Here is a 20,451-nt window from a genome sequence, read left to right as displayed (position 1 = left end):
TCCACCCCAGACAGGCTGGTCCCCATGCAGCGTCACGCTTCATGGACCCCGCGCACCGTCGCCGTGTCCTTCATGCTCTCGCTCGCCCTCGTATCGCCGGTCGCGGTCGCCGACCCGGTCGCGCAGCCGACGCCGACGCCCTCCGCGACCGCTACCGCGACGTCCGAGTCGGCACCGCCGAGCGAGGGCACTGCACTCCCGCAGGCCACCGCGGAGCCGACCGTGCGGTCCACGCCGACGGCGCCCGCCCCGGCGGAGCCCACCGCCACCGCGGACGACGGCGCATCGCCCATCGGTCCCGCCGCGGTGACGGGTACGGACTCGCAGGCGGGAGCAGCGAAGCAGGGGCAGACGGACGCCGGGGCCGCCTGCGCCCTGCCCAGTGGGGTGGCCGCCGGGGCCGCCAACGCCCGCGGCACCGAGAAGAACCTCGGCAGCACCTACTACTTCGCCAACACCTTCACGTCCAAGGCCACCACGGTCATCACCTATGGCCGCAACAATGACACGGCGCTGGTCGGTGACTGGAACGGTGACGGTAAGGACACCCTGGCCGTCCGCCGCGGCAACTACTACTTCTTCTCAAACCGGCTCGTCGGCGGCGCAGCGGACGTGGTCATCATCTTCGGGCGCGCGACGGATCAGGTGCTCGTGGGCGACTGGAACGGCGACGGCAGGGACACCCTGGCCGTCCGCCGCGGCAACCAGTACTTCATCCTCAACTGCCTGCGCGGGGGCGTAGCCGATATGCAGATCACCTACGGGCGTGCAGGGGATCAGGTGCTCGTGGGCGACTGGAACGGTGACGGTAAGGACACCCTGGCCATTCGCCGCGGCAAGGAGTACCACGTGTCCAACACGCTTAAGAGCGGGGTGGCGGATAGGGTCTTCGGCTACGGGCGATCGGGAGACGAGGTATACGCCGGCGACTGGAACGGCGACGGGAAGGACACCTTCGCGGTGCGTCGCGGCAACGTGTTCCACGTGAAGAACTCACTGTCCGGTGGGAATGCGGACCAGCAGGTCTCCTACGGCAGGGCGACCGACCTGGTACTGGTGGGCGACTGGAACGGTGACGGCAGGGACACCTTCGGGCTGCGCCGTCCGCCGGCCGCCAAGCCGGCCCAGACCGTCTTCACCTTCGACGTCGCCTGGGCCGGGCAGCCGAACAACTTCTTCTGCGGGCCCACCTCGGGATACATGATCCTGCGGTACAAGAAGGCCGGCAGCTCCAAGGCGACCGGTGCCTCGCTGACCATTGAGAATGTCGCATCCGCCATGGCGACGCGGCGCTACGGCTACACCTCCTTCCACGACCGCAAGTTCCAGCAGGGCATGAATGCCTGGCTCGGCAGGAACGTGTACTCCACGATCCACACGCCCACGCCCGCAGTGGTGCAGACGAAGGTGAAGCAGTCGTTCTCGAAGGGATACCCAGTCGCCGTTGACGAGCAGGAGCGCCGCGGAGGGCCCCACTTCAACGGCCACAGCAACTCCACGTTCTCGCACATCATGGTAGTCACGGGCTACAACACCAAGACCGATGCGGTGCAGTTCGCCGACCCCGGCGCCACGCTGTGGGGCGGTGCCTCGCAGAAGTTCTGGTACCCATCACTGTCGACGTTCACCCGCAACTTCCTCCAGTACGAGTACGTCAATGACGGGCGCCAGCACATCGGCATCTTCACCCCCTGAGCCTGAGGGCAGGTTATGGCAATGACACGGGTATTCAGCAGGCGCCGGCTCCTCACCGCCGCGTGCGCGTCCACCGGGATGCTCATCGTCGGCTGCAGCCGGAATCAGACGCCGCCCCACCCGCCGGAGAGCGCCGCGTCGCCGGACGCCTCCGGGGGCGCGAGCACAACCGCCACGGAAGCGGCCTCCACCCTGCCGTTCTCACTGACAGGTGTGTCGGTCACCTCCGCACCGACGCAGGTGGAGCAGGCGGCCTCCCCGGCCGAGTTGTCCCCGCTGTGGACGCTCGGCGGGGACTTCGCCGAGATCGGCGTGCTCCCGCTGTCGAGCGAGGAGGTGTTCGGATCCGCCAGCGCCAACCCGAATGCGCTCATGTCGTACGCGGCCGCCGTACTGACCGCGGACGGGCCCGAGCGGCTCACGCCCGCGCCTCCCGCCGTCGTCGATCCGGCGGAGTACTTCGAGCCGCAGGACGGGACCGCCACCGAGGAGTGGATAGTCTGGAAGGCCGCCACCGTCGACCTGGACTCGGAGACGGCGGCGGTGACCGACAACTGGCAGCTGTGGGCCTACCCGCGCACCGGGGGCGGAGCGGCCGCCGTCGTCGGCTCCGCACAGGAGCTGAACGGAACCGCGCAGACCCCCGCAGGGCCGCTGGAGGTCGTGCCGACCACGGACGGCGGCAACGTGTACTGGGCCTCCGCCGTCACGGTGGGCGACCAGTGGGAGCGTCAGGTCCTGTGCTACCCGCTGGACGGCGGGGGAGGCCCAACCGTCGTCGGCCCCGGTGACCTGCCGGCCGCCGTCGACGGCGGTGTGCTCTACGCCGTGCCCAACGCCGAGGGCATGCTCACCACAGTCGCCCACTGGGACCAGTCGGCCGACAGCAGTGACACGGTACTGTCCATCACCTCGGCGGATGCCTCATGGCAGCTCACGGGCCTGTGGGCCAGTGGGAGCCACCGGGCCGTGGCCGTGTCCTCGACGGCGGAGGGGGCGGGCACCTACATCGGCCTGTGGGAGGCGGGGCAGCCGGCCCCGGACACCTGGTTGCACGCGCCGTCCACCATCGTCATCGGCTCGGCGGGCGCCGCCCGCTTCGCCTGGGGCTCCGGCTCGGACGGCGAGCAGATAGGCATGTACGCCGTCGCCTGGGACGGGACGGACCTGGTCCGGCTCGGTGACGCCACGGGGTACTCGCGCCCGGCGCTGTCGCCCGACGGCACCACCGTCCTGGTGCCGTCGAGCGACGGGATGAACGCGGTCAGCTGGACGGTCGCGTCGTTCTGAGCCGACGTCTCAGCGCCGACCGATGCCCGCGTAGGTGAAGCCCGCGGCCTTCCAGTCCTCGCGCGGAAGCGCGTTGCGGCCGTCGATGACGATGCGGCGGGCCACCAGCTCGGCGGCCCTGGCGGGATCGAAGGTGGTGAACTGCTTCCACTCGGTGCCCAGGACCACCAGGTCGGCACCGGTCAGTGCCGCCTCAATGGAGTCGGCGACCTCGTAGGGCAGATCCTCCCGGTCGGCCAGGATCGGGCCGGCGGCCGGGTCCACCACCACCACCGAGGCGGACAGGTCCACCAGCTCCTGAGCCAGGTCCAGGGCGGGGGAGTTGCGCATGTCGTCGCTGTCGGGCTTGAAGGCGGCCCCGAGCACGGCCACCCGCTTGCCGGCCAGGTCCTCGCCCAGGAGGCGGCGGGCGGTGTCCACCACGGAATGGCGAACGGCGTCGTTTACCTTGTCCACCTCCGCCAGGAAGCCGAGCGACTCGCCGACGCCCAGCTCATGGGCGCGCGCCTGGAAGGCACGAATGTCCTTGGGCAGGCAGCCGCCGCCGAAGCCGATTCCGGCGCGCAGGAAGCGCTTGCCGATCCGGTCATCCAGGCCGATGGCACCGGCCAAGGCGGTCACGTCGGCGTCGGCGGCGTCGCAGATCTGCGCCATGGCGTTGATGAAGGAGATCTTGGTGGCCAGGAACGCGTTGGCGGAGATCTTCACCAGCTCCGCGGTCTGGTAGTCCATGACCAGACGCGGCTTGCCGGCGTCGATGATCGGCCGGTACAGCTCATCGAGCACCGCCTGCGCCGCCGCCGCAGCCTGCGCGTCGGCCGGCAGCCCGTAGACCATACGGTCGGGGGCGAGCGTGTCCTGGACCGCGAAGCCCTCCCGCAGGAACTCGGGATTCCACACCAGGGTGACCCCGGTGGGGGCGATCCGCTCCGCGAGGCGGGCCGCCGTCCCCACCGGGACGGTGGACTTGCCGGCGACGATCTCCGGCCCGTCGGTGCACTTGCCCAGGTGCGGCAGCATGCCGTCCACCGCGGCGTCCACATAGGTGAGGTTGGCGGCGCCGGTCTCCGACTGGGGCGTGCCCACGCCGATGAAGTGCACCTGCGCGCCGGCGATAGCCGCATAGTCGGTGGTGAAGCTCAGCCGGCCCGACTGCACGTTGCGCTGCAGGATCTCCTCGAAGCCGGGCTCGAAGAAGGGGGCCTTGCCCTGGGAGAGCAGCTCGACCTTGCGAGCGTCGACGTCGACACCCACCACGGTGTGACCCAGCTCGGCCATCGAGGCGGCGTGCACGGCGCCCAGGTATCCACAACCAATCACGGAAATACGCATGCAGGCAGGCTAACGGACGCGGATTAGATTCGCTGCGTGTCGCGGGCTGTAGCGCCCCGCCATTTTCGGCCAGTTGCGCACAGCCGCGGGGTGCGGATCACGTTCGTGTGCCTGTGGCGACGTCGTGTAGTCCCTCTATTGTGAACCGGTGCAAGATGCGAGAACTCGGAACGGCGGACCGAGCGCCCGGGCCGCCGCGGCTCCCCGGCGGGGGGAGGCCCCCGCGGCAACTGTGGGAGTCCAGCGGCCGGTGGTCGTCGGATTCATCCTGTGCGCCGCCGGCCGTGCACTGCTGATACCGCTGTTCGGCAGTGCGGACGAGGTGAACCACCTCGACTACGCCTTCCAGCTCTTCCACGGGCAGTGGCCCGACTTCTTCGCCGGACCGGTCATCCCGGGGGCGGGCCCCAGGTCGCCGCTGTCGGTGCAGGCGGTCTCCCAGCATCCGCCGCTGTTCTACCTGATCATGGCGCCGTTTGCGGGAGGGCTGACGGACTCCTTCGGCGTGCTGATCGCGGGACTCGCCGCCCGGGCGGTCAACGTACTGCTCGGCGCGGCCGCCGTGGCAATGATCGGCTACGCCGCGCGGGCGGCCTTCCCGAACCACCGGCTGCTGGCTCCCGCCGCGACGCTGGTCGCCGCACTGTGCTGCTCGATGCTGGGGGTGGCCGGGGCCGTGTACAACGACACCCTGGCCACCTTCATGATGGCCGCCTGCACCGCGCTCGCCTGCCGGTTCATCCGGCTGGGCCCATCGCGTCGGCGCTGGATCCTGCTCGCCGTGGTGTGCTGCGCCGCGCTGCTCACCCGCCTGTCCCTGATGGTGGTGGTTGCGGTGTGCATGCTCGCGATCGTCGCCGAGGGGATCGTGCGGGGCCAGGGACGGGACCGCTGGGGCCGGTGGACCTCGCTGCTCAACGCCGTCGGCGTGGGGGGACTGGTCGTCCTGTCGTCGGGCTGGTTCTATCTGCGCAACCTGCGGCTCACCGGGACGATCACCGGCGGGCATCCGCAGTGGGCGGCCGAGCACTTCAATACCGTCCAGGTGTCGGTGGGTGAGCTTGCCGCGCGCCCGGAGACCTGGCAGCGGCTGCTGTCGCTATTCGTGCCGGTTCCCGCCCTGGGTGGCGTCGGGCTGGTGCTGATCGTGGCGCCCACCGTCTGCGGACTCGGTGCCGCCGCAGGGGCCGTGGCGCGTAAACGTGTTACCTGGGAGGATCTGCTCGTCGCCGGACTGCTGGGCGCCGAGCTTCTTCTGGTCGTGGTGATGCAGCTGAAGTACTCCGCCGGTGGAGGCGGACTGCATCCGCGCTACCTGCTGCCGGCGCTGCTCGCGCTGGCGGTGGTGATGGCCGCGGGGCTGACCTGTTCGCGTCGTCTGGCCGGTCTGCTCACCGGTGCCTGGTTCGCCGCGTGGGCGGTGTTCTTCGTGCGCTGGTGGGGGCAGCAGGCGCAGCGGGGCTTGGCCGGCCCAGGCGGAGGATTCCCGACCTGGCCCGTGCTCGCGACGCTGTTGCTCGGTGCGGCGCTCATGGTGTGGGCGTTCGTCGTGATCCGGATCGGCAGGCTGGGAGGGGCGTCGGCGCTCAGCCGTGCCGAGTAGTCCCGACGACGCGGCTGCGGGGCCTCAGCTTGAGCGGGCTGCGTGCGCCCGTTGGACCGCTCACGCGCCGTTGGACCGCTTACGCGCCGTTGGACCGCTTACGCGCCGTTGGACCGCTTACGCGCCGTTGGACCGCTTACGCGCCGTTGGACCGCTGTAAACGGCGGCTACGGCGGTCCAACGGGGGCACAGGGGTCCAACCGGGGGACAGCGGTCCAACGGGCGGGCTCGACGGCCACGCGCACATAGCGCTTATGCGCTCACAGCTCGATGGTGGGTACGTAGGCGTCCAGGCGCTCCATGGAGTTGCCCGGGGTGAAGCCGGTGGCCTCGATCTTGCTCAGGTCCAGGGCGCTGCGAAGGGGGCGGGGGGCGATGCCCTCCTGCCCGGCGTAGTACTCGGCGGTGGACACGGCAGTGACCTCGTCGGCGCTGTGCCCCACCAGCGCAAAGACCCGCTTGGCGACGTCGCACCAGGAGACCACGGGGCCCTCACCGGAGAGGTTGTAGGTGCCGTACTCGGCGCCGGTGCGCAGCAGGTGGATGATCCCGGCGGCCAGGTCGGTGGTGAAGGTGAGGCGGCCGGTCTGGTCGTCCACCACCTTGGGCGTGATGCCGCGGGCGGCCAGCGAGGCCATGGTCTTGGCGAAGTTCTTGCCGTCGCCCACCACCCAGGAGGTGCGCACCAGGTAGTGGTTGGGAGTGGCCTCGACGGCGGCGTCGCCGCCCGCCTTCGACTGGCCGTACACGCCCAGCGGGCTGGGGGGCTCGGCCTCCGTGTGGGGCTCGAGCTCACCGTCGAAGGTGTACTCGCTGGAGATGTGCACGAGCGTGAGCCCGTGCCGGGCCGCCTGCCGGGCCAGGTTGGCCGGGCCGGTGGCGTTCGCCCGCCAGGACAGGCGCCGTCCCTCGGTGGTCTCGGCGCCGTCCACGTTCGTCCAGGCGGCGGCGTTGATGATGATGTCGTAGGCCGACCAGTCCCATGCGGCCATGGCCTCGGCGTCGGAGATGTCCACCTCCGGCAGGTCGACGCCGGTGGGGGCGTAGCCGGCCTCGGGCAGCTGCTTCATCAGCTCCCGGCCGAGCTGTCCCTTGCAGCCGGTGACCAGCACGCGCCGGCCCGCCACGGGCCGTGCGGTGTCAGCGGCGGGGAAGGGGACGACGTCGGCCAGGCGCGGGTGCCCGCGGTCCTTGTCCGACTGGATGGCCTGCTCCAACGGGATCGGCCAGGGCACGGCGACGGTCTCATCGGCCAGGTTCAGGAAGGTGTACTGGGCGTCGGGCGACCAGTGGTCGTTGACCAGGTAGGTGTAGGCGGTGTTGGGCTCCAGCGTCTGGTAGGCGTTGCCCACGCCCTTGGGTACGAACACCGCCACCGACGGGTCGATCACGGTGGTGTACACGGTGCCGAAGGACGGGCCCTCACGCAGGTCCACCCAGGCGCCGAAGACGCGCCCGGTGGCGACGGAGACGAACTTGTCCCACGGTTCGGCGTGGATGCCGCGGGTCACCCCGACCTCGTCGTTGAAGGAGATGTTGTTCTGCACCGGCCCGAAGTCCGGCAGTCCCAGTGCCGTCATCTTCTCCCGCTGCCAGTTCTCCTTGAACCAGCCGCGGTTGTCCCCGTGCACGGTCAGGTCGATGCGCAGGAATCCGGGGATGGGGGTGGTCTCGACGCCGAGCGGCTTGGCCAGCTCGATGCCGTTGCCGTCGGTGCCGGGCGTGTCGGGGGTGTCAGTCATGAGTCTCCAATGATCGTGCGGATGCGGGTCTCGGGTGTGGCGGGGTGGTCAGGCCGGGGCTCGCCCGGCCCCATTACGGGCTCAGCGGCGCTCGCGCTCGAGCAGGCCGAGCAGGTACTGGCCGTAGCCCGACTTCACCAGCGGCTCGGCGCGCTCGCGCAGGCCGTCGTCGTCGATGAAGCCCATGCGCCAGGCGACCTCCTCCGGGCAGCCGATGTTCAGTCCCTGGCGGTGCTGGACGGTGCGCACGAAGCTGGTGGCGTCGGCCAGGGAGTCGAAGGTGCCGGTGTCCAGCCAGGCGGTGCCGCGGGGGAGCACCTCCACGGCGAGCCTGCCCGCCTCCAGGTAGGTGCGGTTGATGTCGGTGATCTCGTACTCGCCGCGGGCGGAGGGAGTGAGGTTCTTGGCGATCTCCACCACGTCGTTGTCGTAGAAGTACAGGCCGGGCACGGCGTAGTCGGACTTGGGGCGGGAGGGCTTCTCCTCAATGGAGACGGCCTTGAAGTCGGCGTCGAACTCCACCACGCCGTAGGCGGTCGGATCGGCGACCTGGTAGGCGTAGACGACGCCGCCGTCGGGGCTGGTGTGGCGGCGCAGCCGCGTCCCCATGCCGGGACCGTAGAAGATGTTGTCGCCCAGCACCAGGGCGGCAGGCTGGTCGCCGATGAAGTCCGCGCCGAGGACGAATGCCTGCGCCAGTCCGTTGGGGACCTCCTGCACCGTGTAGGACAGGTTCACGCCCAGCTGCGAGCCGTCGCCCAGCAGCCGGTGGAAGCTGGCCGCGTCATGCGGGGTGGTGATCACCAGCACGTCCTGGATGCCTGCGAGCATGAGGGTGCTCAGCGGGTAGTAGATCATCGGCTTGTCGTACACCGGCACCAGCTGCTTGGAGGTGCCCAGGGTGATGGGGTTGAGTCGGGTGCCGGAGCCGCCGGCCAGGATGATGCCTCGCATGGACACAGTCTGGCCCATCCGTGGCCCTCTTCGCTGCAAATGCGCCGGAGCGGTTTTGATCATTCCGTCCCGCCCGCAGCTGCGCCGACGCTCCGTCGGCTACCGTTGGCCCCCATGGAACGTCTTGATGGTGCGCGGCAGCGCTACGACTGGGGCTCGGCCGAGGCCATTCCCGAGTTCCTCGGCGTCCGGGCCGATGGGGAGCCGTGGGCCGAGCAGTGGTTCGGCGCCCACCCCGCCGGGGTCACGCGGGCCGGTGAGCGCACCCTCGCCGCGTTGATCGACTCCGCTCCGGAGCGTCTGCTGGGTCAGGACGTGGTGCGGCGCTTCGGCCCCAAGCTGCCCTTCCTGCTCAAGCTGATCGCCCCGGCCCGAGTGCTCTCCCTCCAGGTGCACCCGTCCCTGGAGCAGGCCGTCGAGGGCTATGACCTTGAGAACGAGGCCGGTGTTCCCCTGGACAGCCCTGTGCGCAACTACAAGGACACCAACCACAAGCCGGAGATGGTGCTGGCGCTGACCCATTTCGAGGCGGTTGCCGGCTTCCGTGCGCCGCGGCGGGCCGCGGAGGTGCTCGCAGACCTGCATTCCCCGCTGGCCAGGCGCATGCGCCGCACCCTGCGGCTGAATCCGACACGCTTCGGGATCCGGCAGGTGTTCACCGAGCTGATCTCCGCGGGAACCCGCCCGCAGGCCGGGGAGATCGCGGAGCTGGTGGCTGAGATCGATGCGCGGCTGACCGCCGGCGACTCCCCCTCGCGGCGCGTTGACTCCAATGTCATCAGCATGTGGCGCGCCTTCCCCGGCGATCCCGGTGTGGCCGCGGCCCTGCTGCTCAATCCCGTCACGCTGCGGCCGGGTGAGGCCGTGTTCGTGCCCGCAGGCGCCGTACACGCCTATGTCACCGGCATGGGGATCGAGATCATGGCCTCCTCGGACAACGTGCTGCGCGCCGGACTGACCACCAAGCACGTGGATGTGCCGGAGATGCTGGCCTGTGTGGACTATGTGGCGGCGCCGCCGGTGCGTCCCGCCCCTGAGTACCTCTCCCGGGCCACTCGCGCCTACTACGCGCCCGTGGAAGACTTCGAGCTGCTGGTCACCTCGGTCGTGCCTGCCGACGGGCGCGTGCAGGTGCCCGGCCGGGGGCCGCGGATCGTGCTGGCCACGGAGGGCGAGACGACGATCACGACGCCTGCGGGGCAGGCACGGCTCACCCGCGGGCAGGCCCTGTTCGTCGGCGCCGACGAGCGCACCCTCGCCGTCGAGGGGGAGGGGACGGTGGTGCAGGCCGACGTGCCCTGAGCCCGCCGCGGCGTCACTGTGGCGTCACTGCGGCGCCAGCGGATCGGCGCCCTCCTGCCGGGCGGCCGCCCGCATGAGCTCGTCGTCGGCAGCGGGGGAGACGAGTGCTGCGGTCAGGCCGGCGCGCCACGCCGCAAGCACCCCGCGGACCGCCTCCGGGGCGGTTTCGGCGTGCACCAGGGCCCCGTGAGCCCACGTTGCGTGCGCCTGCGCCTCTCCCACGGGCCGGGCCGGTGCGGGGGCCGGCCGGGTCGGCGGCGAGCGCATCGCGCGACACCTGGACGGGGACGTCCGGCGCCTGCCCCGGGTATTGCACAATCGCGGCCGCGGCCCCGTTGAATGGGCCCGCAGTGAAGGAATCGGGGTGGGGCATGACGTCGGCGACGCCGTCCAGCACGAGCGGCGGCAGAGCGCCGGGCCAGCGGCGGGCCAACGGCTCGCGCGGTACCAGCACCTGCACCTCGGCGTCGGCATGAAGCCCCTCCGGCGCGAATGCGACCGAGATGTCAACCTGGTCGACGACCGAGTCCGGGGCGGCGAAGACCGCGGCCCCGCCGACCAGCCAGACGCCGCCGCACCAGGTCAGCGTCCGCCAGTGCACCCCCAGGTCCAGGTGCACGAGGGGCCCTGCGGGGGCCGCACTGGAGGCCTCGGTCATCAGCAGGCCGGCGATCTTGCACTGCCACATGTGCAGGACGCGGCCGGTCAGCTCCACGCGCTCACCGGGCGCGTACCACACCAGCCACGGGCGGTCCGCGTCCGCGGCGGACGGCAGCAGGGCGGCAAGGGAGTCTGCAACGGAGTTTGCAAGGGAGTTGCTCACGAGTCGATCCAAGCAGAGGAACGCCCGTGAGCGCGAGCGCACAGCCGTCTCACAGCCGATTGTCATGAAGGGCTTGGAGGGGTCGCGCGCGGCTCTGTGCGCATTCGCGGTCAGTGGTGTCACGCCGCGCGAAAGCGGCTCCGGGTGGGAGTGTGCTCGAGGTGGGCTCAGCGCCGTCGCAATTGAGTGAACTTCACTGTCCCGGCTTGACTCACGGCGGCTCACACCCGTGTAATTCTCATGAACATCGTCCGTATCCTGAAGGGAAGCCATCGTGTGGAACATCCTCGGCGACGGTCCGCTTGAGCGGACCGACGACGCCGACGACGAGGCGCTCCTCCTTCTGCTCGGCGACGACGATCCCGATGAGGGCCCCCTGGCCTGGCAGGAGCGCGCGCTGTGCGCTCAGACCGACCCCGAGGCCTTCTTCCCTGAGAAGGGAGGCTCCACCCGCGAAGCCAAGCGCGTGTGCGCCTCCTGTGAAGTTCGTGAGGAATGCCTGGAGTACGCCCTGGCCAACGACGAGCGCTTCGGGATTTGGGGAGGACTGTCAGAGCGCGAGCGCCGCAAGCTCAAACGGCGCGCGGTATGAGCCGGGCCGGAGAAGCCGGAACGCAGTCCTCACCCCTCGGCGGGGCCCTAGCGGTCCTGGTCTCTGCCGGGGTCACCCCCTACCTGCCGACAACCCTGCGCGCGGTTGCCGGCCAGACCGTCGCCCCCGATGTCCTGCTGATCGTCGACGTCGCCTCCCGCAGCAACGGTCTGGGTGACGGAACCCCGATCGAGGAGGCGGTGGTCGACTCCGGCGCCGATGCGGTCACCGCTGTGCGCGTGGTGCACGTTCCCGACGCGACCGGCTTCGGTGACGCCGTGGGCCGCGGCCTGGAGAAGTACGCCGAGCTGGTGGCCCGGGGCAACCGGAGGCGCCGCCGCGGCTCGGAGGGCTGCACCGGCTCCGGCCCGGCCGGGCACGTGTCCACGTCGTCGGCCGACGGACAGCTCACCGGCCCCACCGGGGCGATGTCGCCCATCTCCGAGTCCGAGACCCGCCGCGCAGTTCCGCCCGCGGATGCCGGTGCGCAGGCCGCGGCGGGGGCCTGGCTGTGGCTGCTGCACGACGACTCCGCGCCCGAGCCTGACTGCCTGGAGACGCTGCTGGTGGCGGTTCGGTCGGCCCGCTCCGTCGCCCTGGCCGGTCCCAAGCAGGTCGACTGGGACCACGCCCACGAATTGCTGGAGGTGGGCCTGCGCACCACCGCGTCCGCCCGGCGCGCCAATGACGTCGTCGAGGGCGAGGTGGACCAGGGCCAGCATGACGATCGCTCCGACGTGCTGGCCGTCGGGACCGCCGGCGCGCTGATCGATCGTTCCGTCTGGGACGAGGTCGGCGGCATGTCGCCGGCGTTCCCGGTCTTCGACGACGGCCTCGAGCTCTCCCGGGCGGTGCGCCTGGCGGGGCACCGGGTGGTTGTCGTCCCCGACGCCGTGGTGCGGCACCGTCGCGCAAGCCTCCTCGGCCTGCGGCCCGCCCAGCAGGACCGGGTTGCGCGCAAGGACGCCGCCGGGCGGGGCGCCGAAGGGGTGGTAGACGCCCCCGCGGCAGCGCTTGCGGATCCGGACCCGGACCGCTCCTTCCGTGCGCGGCGCATCGCCCAGCTGACCGCATGGGCCACGTTCTCGGCGCGGCCGGTGCCGTTGCTGCTGGCCTGGATCGTTGTGCTGGGCGCGGCCCGTGGCGCCTGGCGGCTGCTGACCAAGGCGCCCGGCCTGGCCCGGGATGAGCTGGCCGCCGCCTCCGTCGTCGCCCATAGCGGCGCCGTCATCCGTCAGGGGCGTCGGCGTCTGGCCGCGCACCAGGGCGTGCGCCGCTCCGTGCTGGCGGAGCTGTACGTGAGCGCCGCGGATATCCGTGCCGCCCGGCGCGACCGGCGCCGGCAGGAGCGCGAGCGCGCCGCCCGGGAGGCGGCCCGCAGCGAGCTGGAGCTGCGCGAGCTCGCCGCGCTGACCCGGCGGCGCCGCATCACCCTGGCCTGCACGCTGATGGTTGTGGCCGCCGTCGGCGTGGTGGGGCTGTCGCAGGTGCTGGTCGCCCGTGCCGTGACCGGCGGGGCCCTGCCGGGGCTGGGGGCGAGCTGGCGGGAGCTGTGGCAGACCGCCTGGTCCACCTGGGCACCCTCCGGGGACGGGTATCCCGCCGCGCTGAGCCCGCTGCTGGCCGCGCTGGCCCTGCCCGTCGCGGTCGGGTCCTGGTTCGGGCTGGACGGCGGCGCGCTCGCCCACCTGCTGCTGATCCTGGCGATCCCGCTGGGCGCCCTCGGCGCCTGGTATGCGGCCGGCACGGTCACGCGCCGCAATCCCCTGCGCGCCTGGGCGGCCTGCGCCTGGGGGCTCGCCCCGTCACTCCTGCTCGCTGTGGGCCAGGGGCGGCTGACTGCCGTAATCGTGCACCTGGCCCTGCCGTGGGCGCTGACCGCGCTCGCCCGGGCAGTGGGGGCGGACAGGCGCGACGTGGTCGTGTCCGGGATGGTCGGCGTGCACCACACCACCGCGCAGGAGCGTGCCGAGATCGACCGCCTCGCCCAGGCCCGCATGGAGGACCTGGCAGAGCTGGCGGACGAGGTGACAGAGGATGCCCCAGAGGACCTGGCAGACGGCGTAGCCGAGGATGCTGCAGACGGTGGTGCGGCGGCCGCGCCTGCGCACGCCGCCGCCGACGAGCCGCGGTCGACGGCGCACGCCGCCACCCGCACCGGCGCAGGCGAGGATGGTGCCTGTGCGGACGAGGCCGCTGCGCCGGACGCGGATGCGGACGGTGCCGACGCGGATGGTGGGGACGCGGCGGATGCGGACGATAGCGAGGACGCGCCGCCGCCCCCGCCGGAGCGCTATGGTCCCGGATCGCCCACCGCCGCCGCAGTGGCCGGACTGCTGCTCAGCCTCATCGTTGCCGCCGCCCCCGCCACGGCCGTGCTCATCGTCGTCGGACTGATCGTGCTGGGCGCCTGCGTGCGCCGCAGCGCCCTGCGCCTGCTGCTCACGCTCCTGCCGGTGGCGGTCACCGCCACGCCCGCCTGGTGGCGTGCCCTGCGGCTGGCGCAGGCGGGTGGCACGGCGGACGCCTGGCGCTACCTGCTCACCGACACCGGCCTGCCTGTTGCCGTCGCGCCGCCCTCCGCCATCGAGACCGTCCTGGGCATGCCCGTGGATGTGGAGTCCCTGATCACCGACCCGCGGCTCGCGCTGGCGACGAAGGCCGTGCTCGCCGTCATCCCCGCGGCGGCGGCCTGCGGCCTGCTCGTCGGCGGGCGCCGCGGCAGCCGGGCCCGTGCAGGCGTGCTCATGGCCCTGGGTGGGCTCGCACTCGCCGCCGCAGGCACGCGCACCATCACCGCCGTCGGCACCCAGGCCGACGGCACCGGCTCCCTGACCGTGACCGCCTGGGCCGGCACCGGCGTCTGCCTGGCGCTGGCGGGACTGCTGGCCGCGGCCATCGCCGCCGGCGACGCCGCCTATGCGGCCCTGCCCGTCGGCGGCACCGGCTGGAGGCGCTGGGCACGCGGCTGCGTGATCGGCCTCAACGTGATCGCCGTCGCCGCCCCACTGGGAATCGGTGGAGCCTGGGTGCTGACAGCCCGCAGCTCCACGGCCACCGGCCCCGACGCCGCCGTCATGGCGCTGCGGCCCGCCGGGGGGCAGATCCCCGTGATCGCCGCCGAGCTGCAGTCCTCCGACGCCGCCGGACGCGTGCTGGTCCTGTCGGCCACGGACTCCGGGCTGCGCGTGCGCCTCTGGCGCGGAGACGGCACCCAGCTGACCGACGTCACCCCCGACGTCCTGGGTGCGCAGCTGGCCGCGCGTGTACCCGGCGCCACCGCCCAGAGCCTGCCGGGTGCCCCCGACCCGGCCGCCACGCTCGCCACCTCCCTCAATGACGCGGCCGACGCCGAACTCGCCGACCTGGTGGTACGTGCGGCCGCCGGCCAGGACGAGGACGTCGCCGACGGCCTGGCCGCCCACGGCATCGCCGTCGTCCTGCTGACCGACGCCGCCGGCGATGACCTGACCGCATCCACACGAGCCGGACTGGACGCGACCCCGGGACTAGAGCAGCTCGCCCGCACCGACTCGGGCACCTCCTGGCGGGTATCGCCGGACGCCGCCTCCGAGTCCGCCCGCGCGGTGCTGGTGGACGCCGCCGGAACCGGCACCACGGTCGCGGCCGCAGCCAACGGTCGAACCGTCATCCGCACCACCCTGGCAGCAGCATCCGGCCCCCGCGTCCTGATGCTCTCCGAGCGTGATGACGGCACCTGGAGGGCCACTTTGAACGGTGAGGCCCTCCAGACCACCGCCGTCGCCGGAACCGCCGGCCGCTGGCGCACCGCCTTCATCGTGCCCGCCGACGGCGGTGAGCTCGTCGTCACCCACGGAACCGCTGCGGGTACCGCCGCCGCTCTGGCGATCCAGGTCACCTGGGTGGTGACGGCCCTGTTCGCCCTGCCCCTGCGTCGCCGGAGGAGCCTGACATGAGCCCGTCCCGCAGCAGAGCAGTAGCCCTGGTCGGCCGCGTTGCCGCCGCACTCCTGATCCTGGCGGCGGTGCTTGCGCTGACCTGGTGGGGGACCGGCACGCCCCGCGCCGTGAGCCGGGACGTCGCCCCGACCGCCGTGCCCGCGCCCGCCGCCGGAATCGTCTATGCCTGCCCCGCCGCGCCGAACAACACCATCGGGGGCGTCGACATCGATGAGACCAGTGGGAGCACCGTCATAACCGCGCTCGATCCAGACTCCACGCTCAGCTACGCCGCAGCAACCGGGACCACGGCGGAGGCGACGCCGGAGGCCACCGCTGAGGCCACGGCGGGTGCGTCTGCAGGGGCCACGGCGGAGGCGACGCCGGGGGCTACGGCGGGCGCAACGGCTGAGGCCACGGCGGGTGCGTCTGCTGGGGCGTCTGCAGGGGCCACGGCGGGCGCAACGGCTGAGGCTTCTGCCGGGGCCGCAGCGGGTCCGACGGCCGTGTCCGCTGAACTTGGCGGCTCCACCACAATGGACTCGGCCACAGGCGGCATCCTCACCGTCCAGGCGTCCGGCGGCACGCCGACCGGCGCCGTCGGCGTGGTTACCACCGTGACGGCGGGCGGCGACCTGCGGGGCCTGACTGTGGCACCCTGTGCCGCCCCCACCTCGGTCGCCTGGATCGTAGGCGGCTCCGCAGCCATCGGCTCCTCCTCCGAGCTGCGGCTGACGAACCCCGGAATCACCACGGTCACCGCAACGATCCACCTGTACGGCTCCACCGGCGAACTCACCCTGCCCGCCTCCGGGCAGGTGTCGGTGGGTGCCGGTGAGACGGTCGGCGTGCTGCTCGAGACCGCGAGCGCCCTCGACGACCGGCTGGCGCTCAGCGTGGAGGCGGAAGGCGGCTCACTGATTCCGGTGCTGGTCACCGAGTCCTTGGACGGTGAGACGCCCGCCGGGGTCGACACGCTCACCGCCGGCGCCGCCCCCGCCACCGAGCAGGCGATCCCGGGCGTGGTGCTCGTCGACGCCGCCGCACAGGGGGAGACCGAGGCCGAGTCCGGGGCGGTCTCCTCGGAGGGGCCCGCCGTGCGCGTGGTCAACCCCGGGGCGGCGCCCGCTACCGTGTCCATCTCACTGATCGGCGCCGACGACGAGGAGGAGCTGCCGGGCGCCACCGCTGCGACCGTCGACCCGGGAGCGGTCTTCGACTTCTCCCTGGCGGGGGTGAGTCCGGGCGCCTACGCCGTGCGCGTGTCCGCCGACGCACCCGTCGGTGCCGCCGTCAGGCTTGTGCGCAGCGCGGGGGAGTATCCCGACCGCTCCGGCGCCCTGGCCCATGACATCGCCTGGGTGCAGGCCGCCGTCGACGCAGCGGAGGGCGCCGCCCTGGCCCTGCCCCGGGGCGCGGGGCTGGAGACGTCCCTGGTGCTGACCAACACCGCGCAGACCGCGGCGTCCCTCACCTTGGCCTCCGCCGACGGGCAGTGGACTCAGGATGTCGAGGTCCCCGCCGCCACCACGCTCACCCCCGAGGTTCCGCAGGACGTGTCCGCCCTGGTGATCGCGGGGACGGGCGGGGGGACGGTCCTCGCCGCGGCGGTGGTCACCACCGAGGTCGAGGGGGACGTGCCGGGAACCCTCATCGCGGTGGTGCCCACGGTGCCCGACGCCGCCGCCCAGGGGTCCCGCAGCCTCCTGCTGTACTGATGGATGGGACGCGGCGTCGGCAATCCTCTAGGGTGGGACACGTGCCCAGGTCATCTCGTCGGTATCCGGTGCGTATTCCCGCATCCCCGCGCCGCCGTGACCGTCACGGGCGCGGGCTGCGTGGACCGCTGCTGCCGCCCGGACTGCCCGCCTGGCGCACCCGCGCCGAGCGCTTCGACGCGATGGTCATTGAGGCCGCCGCGGCGCTGACCCGACGGAACCCGCAGGTCTCCGTGATGCAGTTCGCCGTGGAGGAGGTGCCGCCGTCGGATCCGGCCCCGTGGGAGCACGGCGTCGTGCTCGGCCGCGGATTCGCCGCCGAGCCGCGGGCCGGGCTCCCCGCCCGGATCGTCCTGTACCGGCGCCCCATCACCTCCCGTGCCGCCGATGACGCCGAACTGGCGGAGCTGGTGCGGCGCGTCGTGCTGGAGCAGGTGGCCCTCATGCTGGGCCGTCGGCCTGAGGAGATCGACCCGGGACTGTGAGCCCCACGCGCTTCGCTCTTATCACGGCGCCGCGGGCCCGTGGCTCCCGCACCTGTCGGCCGGCCCGCGGTAGCCTGCGGGTGTGAGAAGAGTCCGACACTGCCGCAGGCCCGGATGCGAGAACCCGGCCGTAGCCACTTTGACGAGCGTGTACGCCGACTCCACGATCGTGCTCGGCCCGCTGGCCACGCAGGCGCAGCCCGAGGCCTACGACCTGTGCGCCAAGCACGTGGAGTCATTCACCGCGCCGCGCGGCTGGCAAGTGATCCGACTCGCCACCGACTTTCAGCCCGCCCCGCCGTCGGAGGACGACCTGACCGCCCTGGCCGACGCCGTCCGGGAGGCCTCCAGGGCCCCGCGCCCCAAGCCCCAGCCGGCCGAGCACGCGGGGCGGCCCACCGGCCTGCTGCCCGCATCGCTGACCGCCCCGCTGCCGGACCACCTGACCGGTCTGGGCGACGGCGAGATCACCCGCCGCGGTCACTTGCGCGTGCTGCGCGGGGAGAAGACCGAGGACTGATCGACCTACAGGTCACCCACTAAAGCGCCACTTGGCCCGGTTGCGAGAGTGCTTGGGTGGCGGTGCGCGGTTGGGGGCGATGCGCGTGGCCGTTGAGCCTGCCCGTTGGACCCCTGTTCCCCCGTTGGACCGCTGTGCCCCCGTTGGACCGCCGTAGCCGCTGGTTACAGCGGTCCATCGGGGCGTGAGCGGTCCATCGGGGCGTGAGCGGTCCAACCAGGGCGGCGTAGGACCCACCCGCCCCTCGACTGTCGGCAACCAGGCGCCCAACACCACGGGAACGTCGTGGGCGCCTGACTGCACCAAACAATCCTCACCGAGCACGCAGCCGAACCGCCCATGAGCACACCCCAACCGGAACAGCCGCATTTGCCCGGCGGCGTGCGGGGGCGGTGCCACCGCTCCGGGGTCCTCGGTGCTCAGTGCACTTTTGCCCGGCGGCGTGCGGGGGCGGTGTTGCTGCACGCCCCCGGGTTTTTTTGCTCGCCCCCGGGGTGCACCCCCACAAACCCCGGGGCTCTACACCCCGGCGCGGCGCCCGTAGTCTCCGGGCTGCCCGGTGCCGCCCGGTTACGCCTGTGCGGCGGGCGCGGCCACCTCATGCGGCGGGTTCTGCATGGTGGTGAGCGCGTTGTCCTCCAGGCGCCGATCCCGCAGCTCCAGCATGAACTCGCGGTCGCGGCGGGCCGCCAGCAGCGCCGCCAGGAAGCGCTCGGGGTGAGTGTGCGGCGGTGGCGGCGGCGCCACGTAGGGCTCCGCCTGCGCGGCCAGCTGCGTAGCCAGCCGCATGCGCGCCTGCGGCTGCATGGAGGAGGCCCGCTGCAAGAAGGTCCGCACGACGAGCGCCAAGTGGCCTGGCAGGGAGCGCAGGTCGGCGTCCCGGGCCCATGCGGACAGCTCCGGCGGCATGAGGATCGGCGGAGCATCAACACCCCCGTTGCGGATCCGCACCGCGTAGGTTCCCGCCAAGAGGTCTCCCAGGCGCTTACCGCGGCGGGTCACCACACTGGTGGCGATCGCCGGGATCCCGCCGAGCAGCCAGACCTCGACAACCCCCACCAGGGCCCGAACCAGGCTGTGGCGCAGTCGCACCGCGCCGCCGTCGTCGCGAACAATGCGGGAACCGGTCACCAGGCGGCCGGCGGAGCGTCCGCGGGACAGCACCTCCACCGCCAGTGGCATCCCCACCAGCCACCCCAGGAACACCAGGGACAGCATTGCCACCACCAGGGCGTCGGAGGCGTTCGGGAAGATGCGGCCGCCTATGGGGACACCCGTCAGCACCGTGACCACCAGGCCCGCGCCGTACAGCGCGTAGTCGATCAGCCCCGACAGGATGCGGGCCCCGGGGGATGCGGGCAGCACCTCCAGGGCCACGGCCTCCCCGGTGACCATCAACTCCGGCGTCATCATCCGCTCGGACGAGGCGGCAACCTCATTCACCATGACAGACTCCCCTCGTGGATATTGACGCCTACGCCGCCGCCCACCGCGACCAGTGGGACCGGCTGGATGAGCTCACGTCCCGGCGCCGACTCACCGGCGCCGAGGCGGACGAGCTGGTAACCCTCTACCGGGCTGCGGCCGGCCACCTCTCGCGCATCCGCACCGGAGCCCCGGACCCGACGCTGCTGGCCCAGCTGTCCACTCGTGTGGCTGCGGCACGCGGCCGCATCACCGGCACGCGGGAGGCGCGCATGAGCGATGTGAGGCGCTTCTGGCTCGCCAGCGTGCCGGCGGCACTGTATCGCCTGCGCTGGTGGACGGTGGTGGTGACCGCGGTGGAGGTGGTGATCGCCGTGGTCGTGGGCGTGTGGACACTGCGCAGTCCCGATGCCATGGCGGCGCTCGGCTCTCCCAGCACACTCGACACCTACGCCCAGGAGTCCTTCGAGGCCTACTACTCCGCTTACGCCGCCCCCGAGTTCGCCGGCCTGGTGTGGACGAACAACGCGCGCATCGCCGCGCTGTGCGTGGCCGGCGGCATCACCGGGCTGCTGCCCGCCTACATGCTGTACGCCAACGCCGTCAACGTCGGGCAGGCGGGAGCAATCATGGCCGATCACGGCCTGCTCGGGCAGTTCTTCGCGCTCATCACCCCGCACGGGCTGCTGGAGCTCACCTGCGTGTTCGTAGCCGGCGCCGCTGGTCTGAAGCTGTTCTGGACCATGCTCGCCCCCGGCGGCCGGTCGCGAGGCGTGGCGCTCGCTGCCGAGGGGCGCTCCCTGGTCACCGTGGCGGCCGGGCTGACGGCGGCACTGGCAGTCAGCGGATTCATTGAGGCATTCGTGACCCCGGCGCCGCTGCCGTGGCCGGTCAAGGGGCTGATCGGCCTGCTGGCACTGGTGGTGTTCTGGGTCTACACGCTGCTGCCGGGCCGCCGGGCCGTGCTGGCCGGGCACACCGGCGACCTTGAGGCCGACGAGGCCGGCGCCGTCCAGGCCGAGGTCGGCTGACTCCTGCGCGGGCACGACG

The 20,451-nt window shown here is 72.2% G+C and carries 15 protein-coding genes; 10 read left to right on the top strand and 5 right to left on the bottom strand.

Annotated elements, in window-relative coordinates:
• Nucleotides 1-24: 24 nt before the first annotated feature.
• Together E4J16_RS15355 and E4J16_RS15135 are read left to right on the top strand one after the other, a co-directional pair.
• The gene (locus tag E4J16_RS15355; RefSeq protein ID WP_204519793.1) at nt 25-1,695 is read left to right on the top strand and encodes a C39 family peptidase; all 1,671 of its coding nucleotides are present in this window, start codon (nt 25-27) and stop codon (nt 1,693-1,695) included.
• A gap of 21 nt (nt 1,696-1,716) precedes the next feature.
• Nucleotides 1,717-2,985 carry a hypothetical protein gene (locus E4J16_RS15135; protein WP_168709488.1) on the top strand — a complete coding sequence of 423 codons (1,269 nt, stop codon included), beginning with the start codon at nt 1,717-1,719 and terminating at the stop codon, nt 2,983-2,985.
• Nucleotides 2,986-2,994: 9 nt separating this feature from the next.
• Here E4J16_RS15135 and E4J16_RS10165 read toward each other — a convergent pair whose 3' ends face one another.
• Nucleotides 2,995-4,317: a UDP-glucose dehydrogenase family protein gene (locus E4J16_RS10165; RefSeq protein ID WP_136313930.1), complete on the bottom strand. Its 1,323-nt coding sequence runs from the start codon at nt 4,315-4,317 to the stop codon at nt 2,995-2,997.
• A gap of 250 nt (nt 4,318-4,567) precedes the next feature.
• On the opposite strand from E4J16_RS10165, the gene E4J16_RS10160 reads away from it, so the two are divergent.
• Nucleotides 4,568-5,920: a DUF2142 domain-containing protein gene (locus E4J16_RS10160; protein WP_136313929.1), complete on the top strand. Its 1,353-nt coding sequence runs from the start codon at nt 4,568-4,570 to the stop codon at nt 5,918-5,920.
• Between the two features lie 260 nt (nt 5,921-6,180).
• Here the strand turns inward: E4J16_RS10160 and E4J16_RS10155 are convergent, their stop codons facing one another.
• Together E4J16_RS10155 and rfbA are read right to left on the bottom strand one after the other, a co-directional pair.
• Nucleotides 6,181-7,662 carry a sugar nucleotide-binding protein gene (locus E4J16_RS10155; RefSeq protein ID WP_136313928.1) on the bottom strand — a complete coding sequence of 494 codons (1,482 nt, stop codon included), beginning with the start codon at nt 7,660-7,662 and terminating at the stop codon, nt 6,181-6,183.
• An 81-nt stretch (nt 7,663-7,743) separates the two neighbouring features.
• A complete protein-coding gene (gene rfbA, locus E4J16_RS10150; protein WP_136313927.1) occupies nt 7,744-8,616 on the bottom strand; it encodes a glucose-1-phosphate thymidylyltransferase RfbA in 873 nt (290 codons plus the stop codon).
• Between the two features lie 114 nt (nt 8,617-8,730).
• Here rfbA and manA point away from each other — a divergent pair, with 114 nt between their 5' ends.
• Nucleotides 8,731-9,918: a mannose-6-phosphate isomerase, class I gene (gene manA / locus E4J16_RS10145; protein ID WP_136313926.1), complete on the top strand. Its 1,188-nt coding sequence runs from the start codon at nt 8,731-8,733 to the stop codon at nt 9,916-9,918.
• Nucleotides 9,919-9,931: 13 nt separating this feature from the next.
• Here the strand turns inward: manA and E4J16_RS10140 are convergent, their stop codons facing one another.
• Nucleotides 9,932-10,741: a TIGR03089 family protein gene (locus E4J16_RS10140; RefSeq protein ID WP_136313925.1), complete on the bottom strand. Its 810-nt coding sequence runs from the start codon at nt 10,739-10,741 to the stop codon at nt 9,932-9,934.
• 343 nt (nt 10,742-11,084) lie between these two features.
• Between E4J16_RS10140 and E4J16_RS10135 the strand changes: the two genes are divergently transcribed.
• From E4J16_RS10135 to E4J16_RS10115, 5 genes are all read left to right on the top strand, one after another.
• Nucleotides 11,085-11,333 carry a WhiB family transcriptional regulator gene (locus E4J16_RS10135; RefSeq protein ID WP_275405338.1) on the top strand — a complete coding sequence of 83 codons (249 nt, stop codon included), beginning with the start codon at nt 11,085-11,087 and terminating at the stop codon, nt 11,331-11,333.
• On the top strand, nt 11,330-15,271 hold the full coding sequence (locus E4J16_RS10130) for a glycosyltransferase (protein WP_136313924.1): 3,942 nt from the start codon (nt 11,330-11,332) through the stop codon (nt 15,269-15,271). The genes E4J16_RS10135 and E4J16_RS10130 overlap by 4 nt, the downstream gene beginning before the upstream one ends.
• Complete coding sequence (locus E4J16_RS10125; protein WP_136313923.1) at nt 15,268-16,971, top strand: DUF5719 family protein; 1,704 nt, start codon at nt 15,268-15,270, stop codon at nt 16,969-16,971. Before E4J16_RS10130 ends, E4J16_RS10125 begins: the two co-directional genes overlap by 4 nt.
• 41 nt (nt 16,972-17,012) lie before the next feature.
• Nucleotides 17,013-17,456 (top strand): metallopeptidase family protein, encoded by a 444-nt coding sequence (locus E4J16_RS10120; protein WP_240038107.1) that lies wholly within the window; start codon nt 17,013-17,015, stop codon nt 17,454-17,456.
• An 82-nt stretch (nt 17,457-17,538) separates the two neighbouring features.
• Nucleotides 17,539-17,976, top strand: a complete 438-nt coding sequence (locus tag E4J16_RS10115) for a DUF3499 domain-containing protein (RefSeq protein ID WP_136193419.1) — start codon at nt 17,539-17,541, stop codon at nt 17,974-17,976.
• 570 nt (nt 17,977-18,546) lie between these two features.
• On the opposite strand, the gene E4J16_RS10110 is transcribed toward E4J16_RS10115, so the two are convergent.
• Nucleotides 18,547-19,422 carry an RDD family protein gene (locus E4J16_RS10110; RefSeq protein ID WP_136193420.1) on the bottom strand — a complete coding sequence of 292 codons (876 nt, stop codon included), beginning with the start codon at nt 19,420-19,422 and terminating at the stop codon, nt 18,547-18,549.
• Between the two features lie 14 nt (nt 19,423-19,436).
• On the opposite strand from E4J16_RS10110, the gene E4J16_RS10105 reads away from it, so the two are divergent.
• Nucleotides 19,437-20,432 carry a stage II sporulation protein M gene (locus E4J16_RS10105; protein ID WP_136193421.1) on the top strand — a complete coding sequence of 332 codons (996 nt, stop codon included), beginning with the start codon at nt 19,437-19,439 and terminating at the stop codon, nt 20,430-20,432.
• The last annotated feature ends 19 nt before the right edge of the window (nt 20,433-20,451 follow it).

Source organism: Actinomyces procaprae, from assembly GCF_004798665.1.
Classification (GTDB): Bacteria; Actinomycetota; Actinomycetes; order Actinomycetales; family Actinomycetaceae; genus Actinomyces; species Actinomyces procaprae.
This window is presented reverse-complemented; position numbering and strand designations above follow the sequence as displayed.

Coding starts and splice junctions, on each gene's coding strand:
- E4J16_RS15355 (WP_204519793.1), top strand. CDS start 25: ATGCAGCGTCACGCTTCATGGACCCCGCGCACCGTCGCCGTGTCCTTC.
- E4J16_RS15135 (WP_168709488.1), top strand. CDS start 1,717: ATGACACGGGTATTCAGCAGGCGCCGGCTCCTCACCGCCGCGTGCGCG.
- E4J16_RS10165 (WP_136313930.1), bottom strand. CDS start 4,317: ATGCGTATTTCCGTGATTGGTTGTGGATACCTGGGCGCCGTGCACGCC.
- E4J16_RS10155 (WP_136313928.1), bottom strand. CDS start 7,662: ATGACTGACACCCCCGACACGCCCGGCACCGACGGCAACGGCATCGAG.
- rfbA (WP_136313927.1), bottom strand. CDS start 8,616: ATGCGAGGCATCATCCTGGCCGGCGGCTCCGGCACCCGACTCAACCCC.
- manA (WP_136313926.1), top strand. CDS start 8,731: ATGGAACGTCTTGATGGTGCGCGGCAGCGCTACGACTGGGGCTCGGCC.
- E4J16_RS10130 (WP_136313924.1), top strand. CDS start 11,330: ATGAGCCGGGCCGGAGAAGCCGGAACGCAGTCCTCACCCCTCGGCGGG.
- E4J16_RS10125 (WP_136313923.1), top strand. CDS start 15,268: ATGAGCCCGTCCCGCAGCAGAGCAGTAGCCCTGGTCGGCCGCGTTGCC.
- E4J16_RS10110 (WP_136193420.1), bottom strand. CDS start 19,422: ATGGTGAATGAGGTTGCCGCCTCGTCCGAGCGGATGATGACGCCGGAG.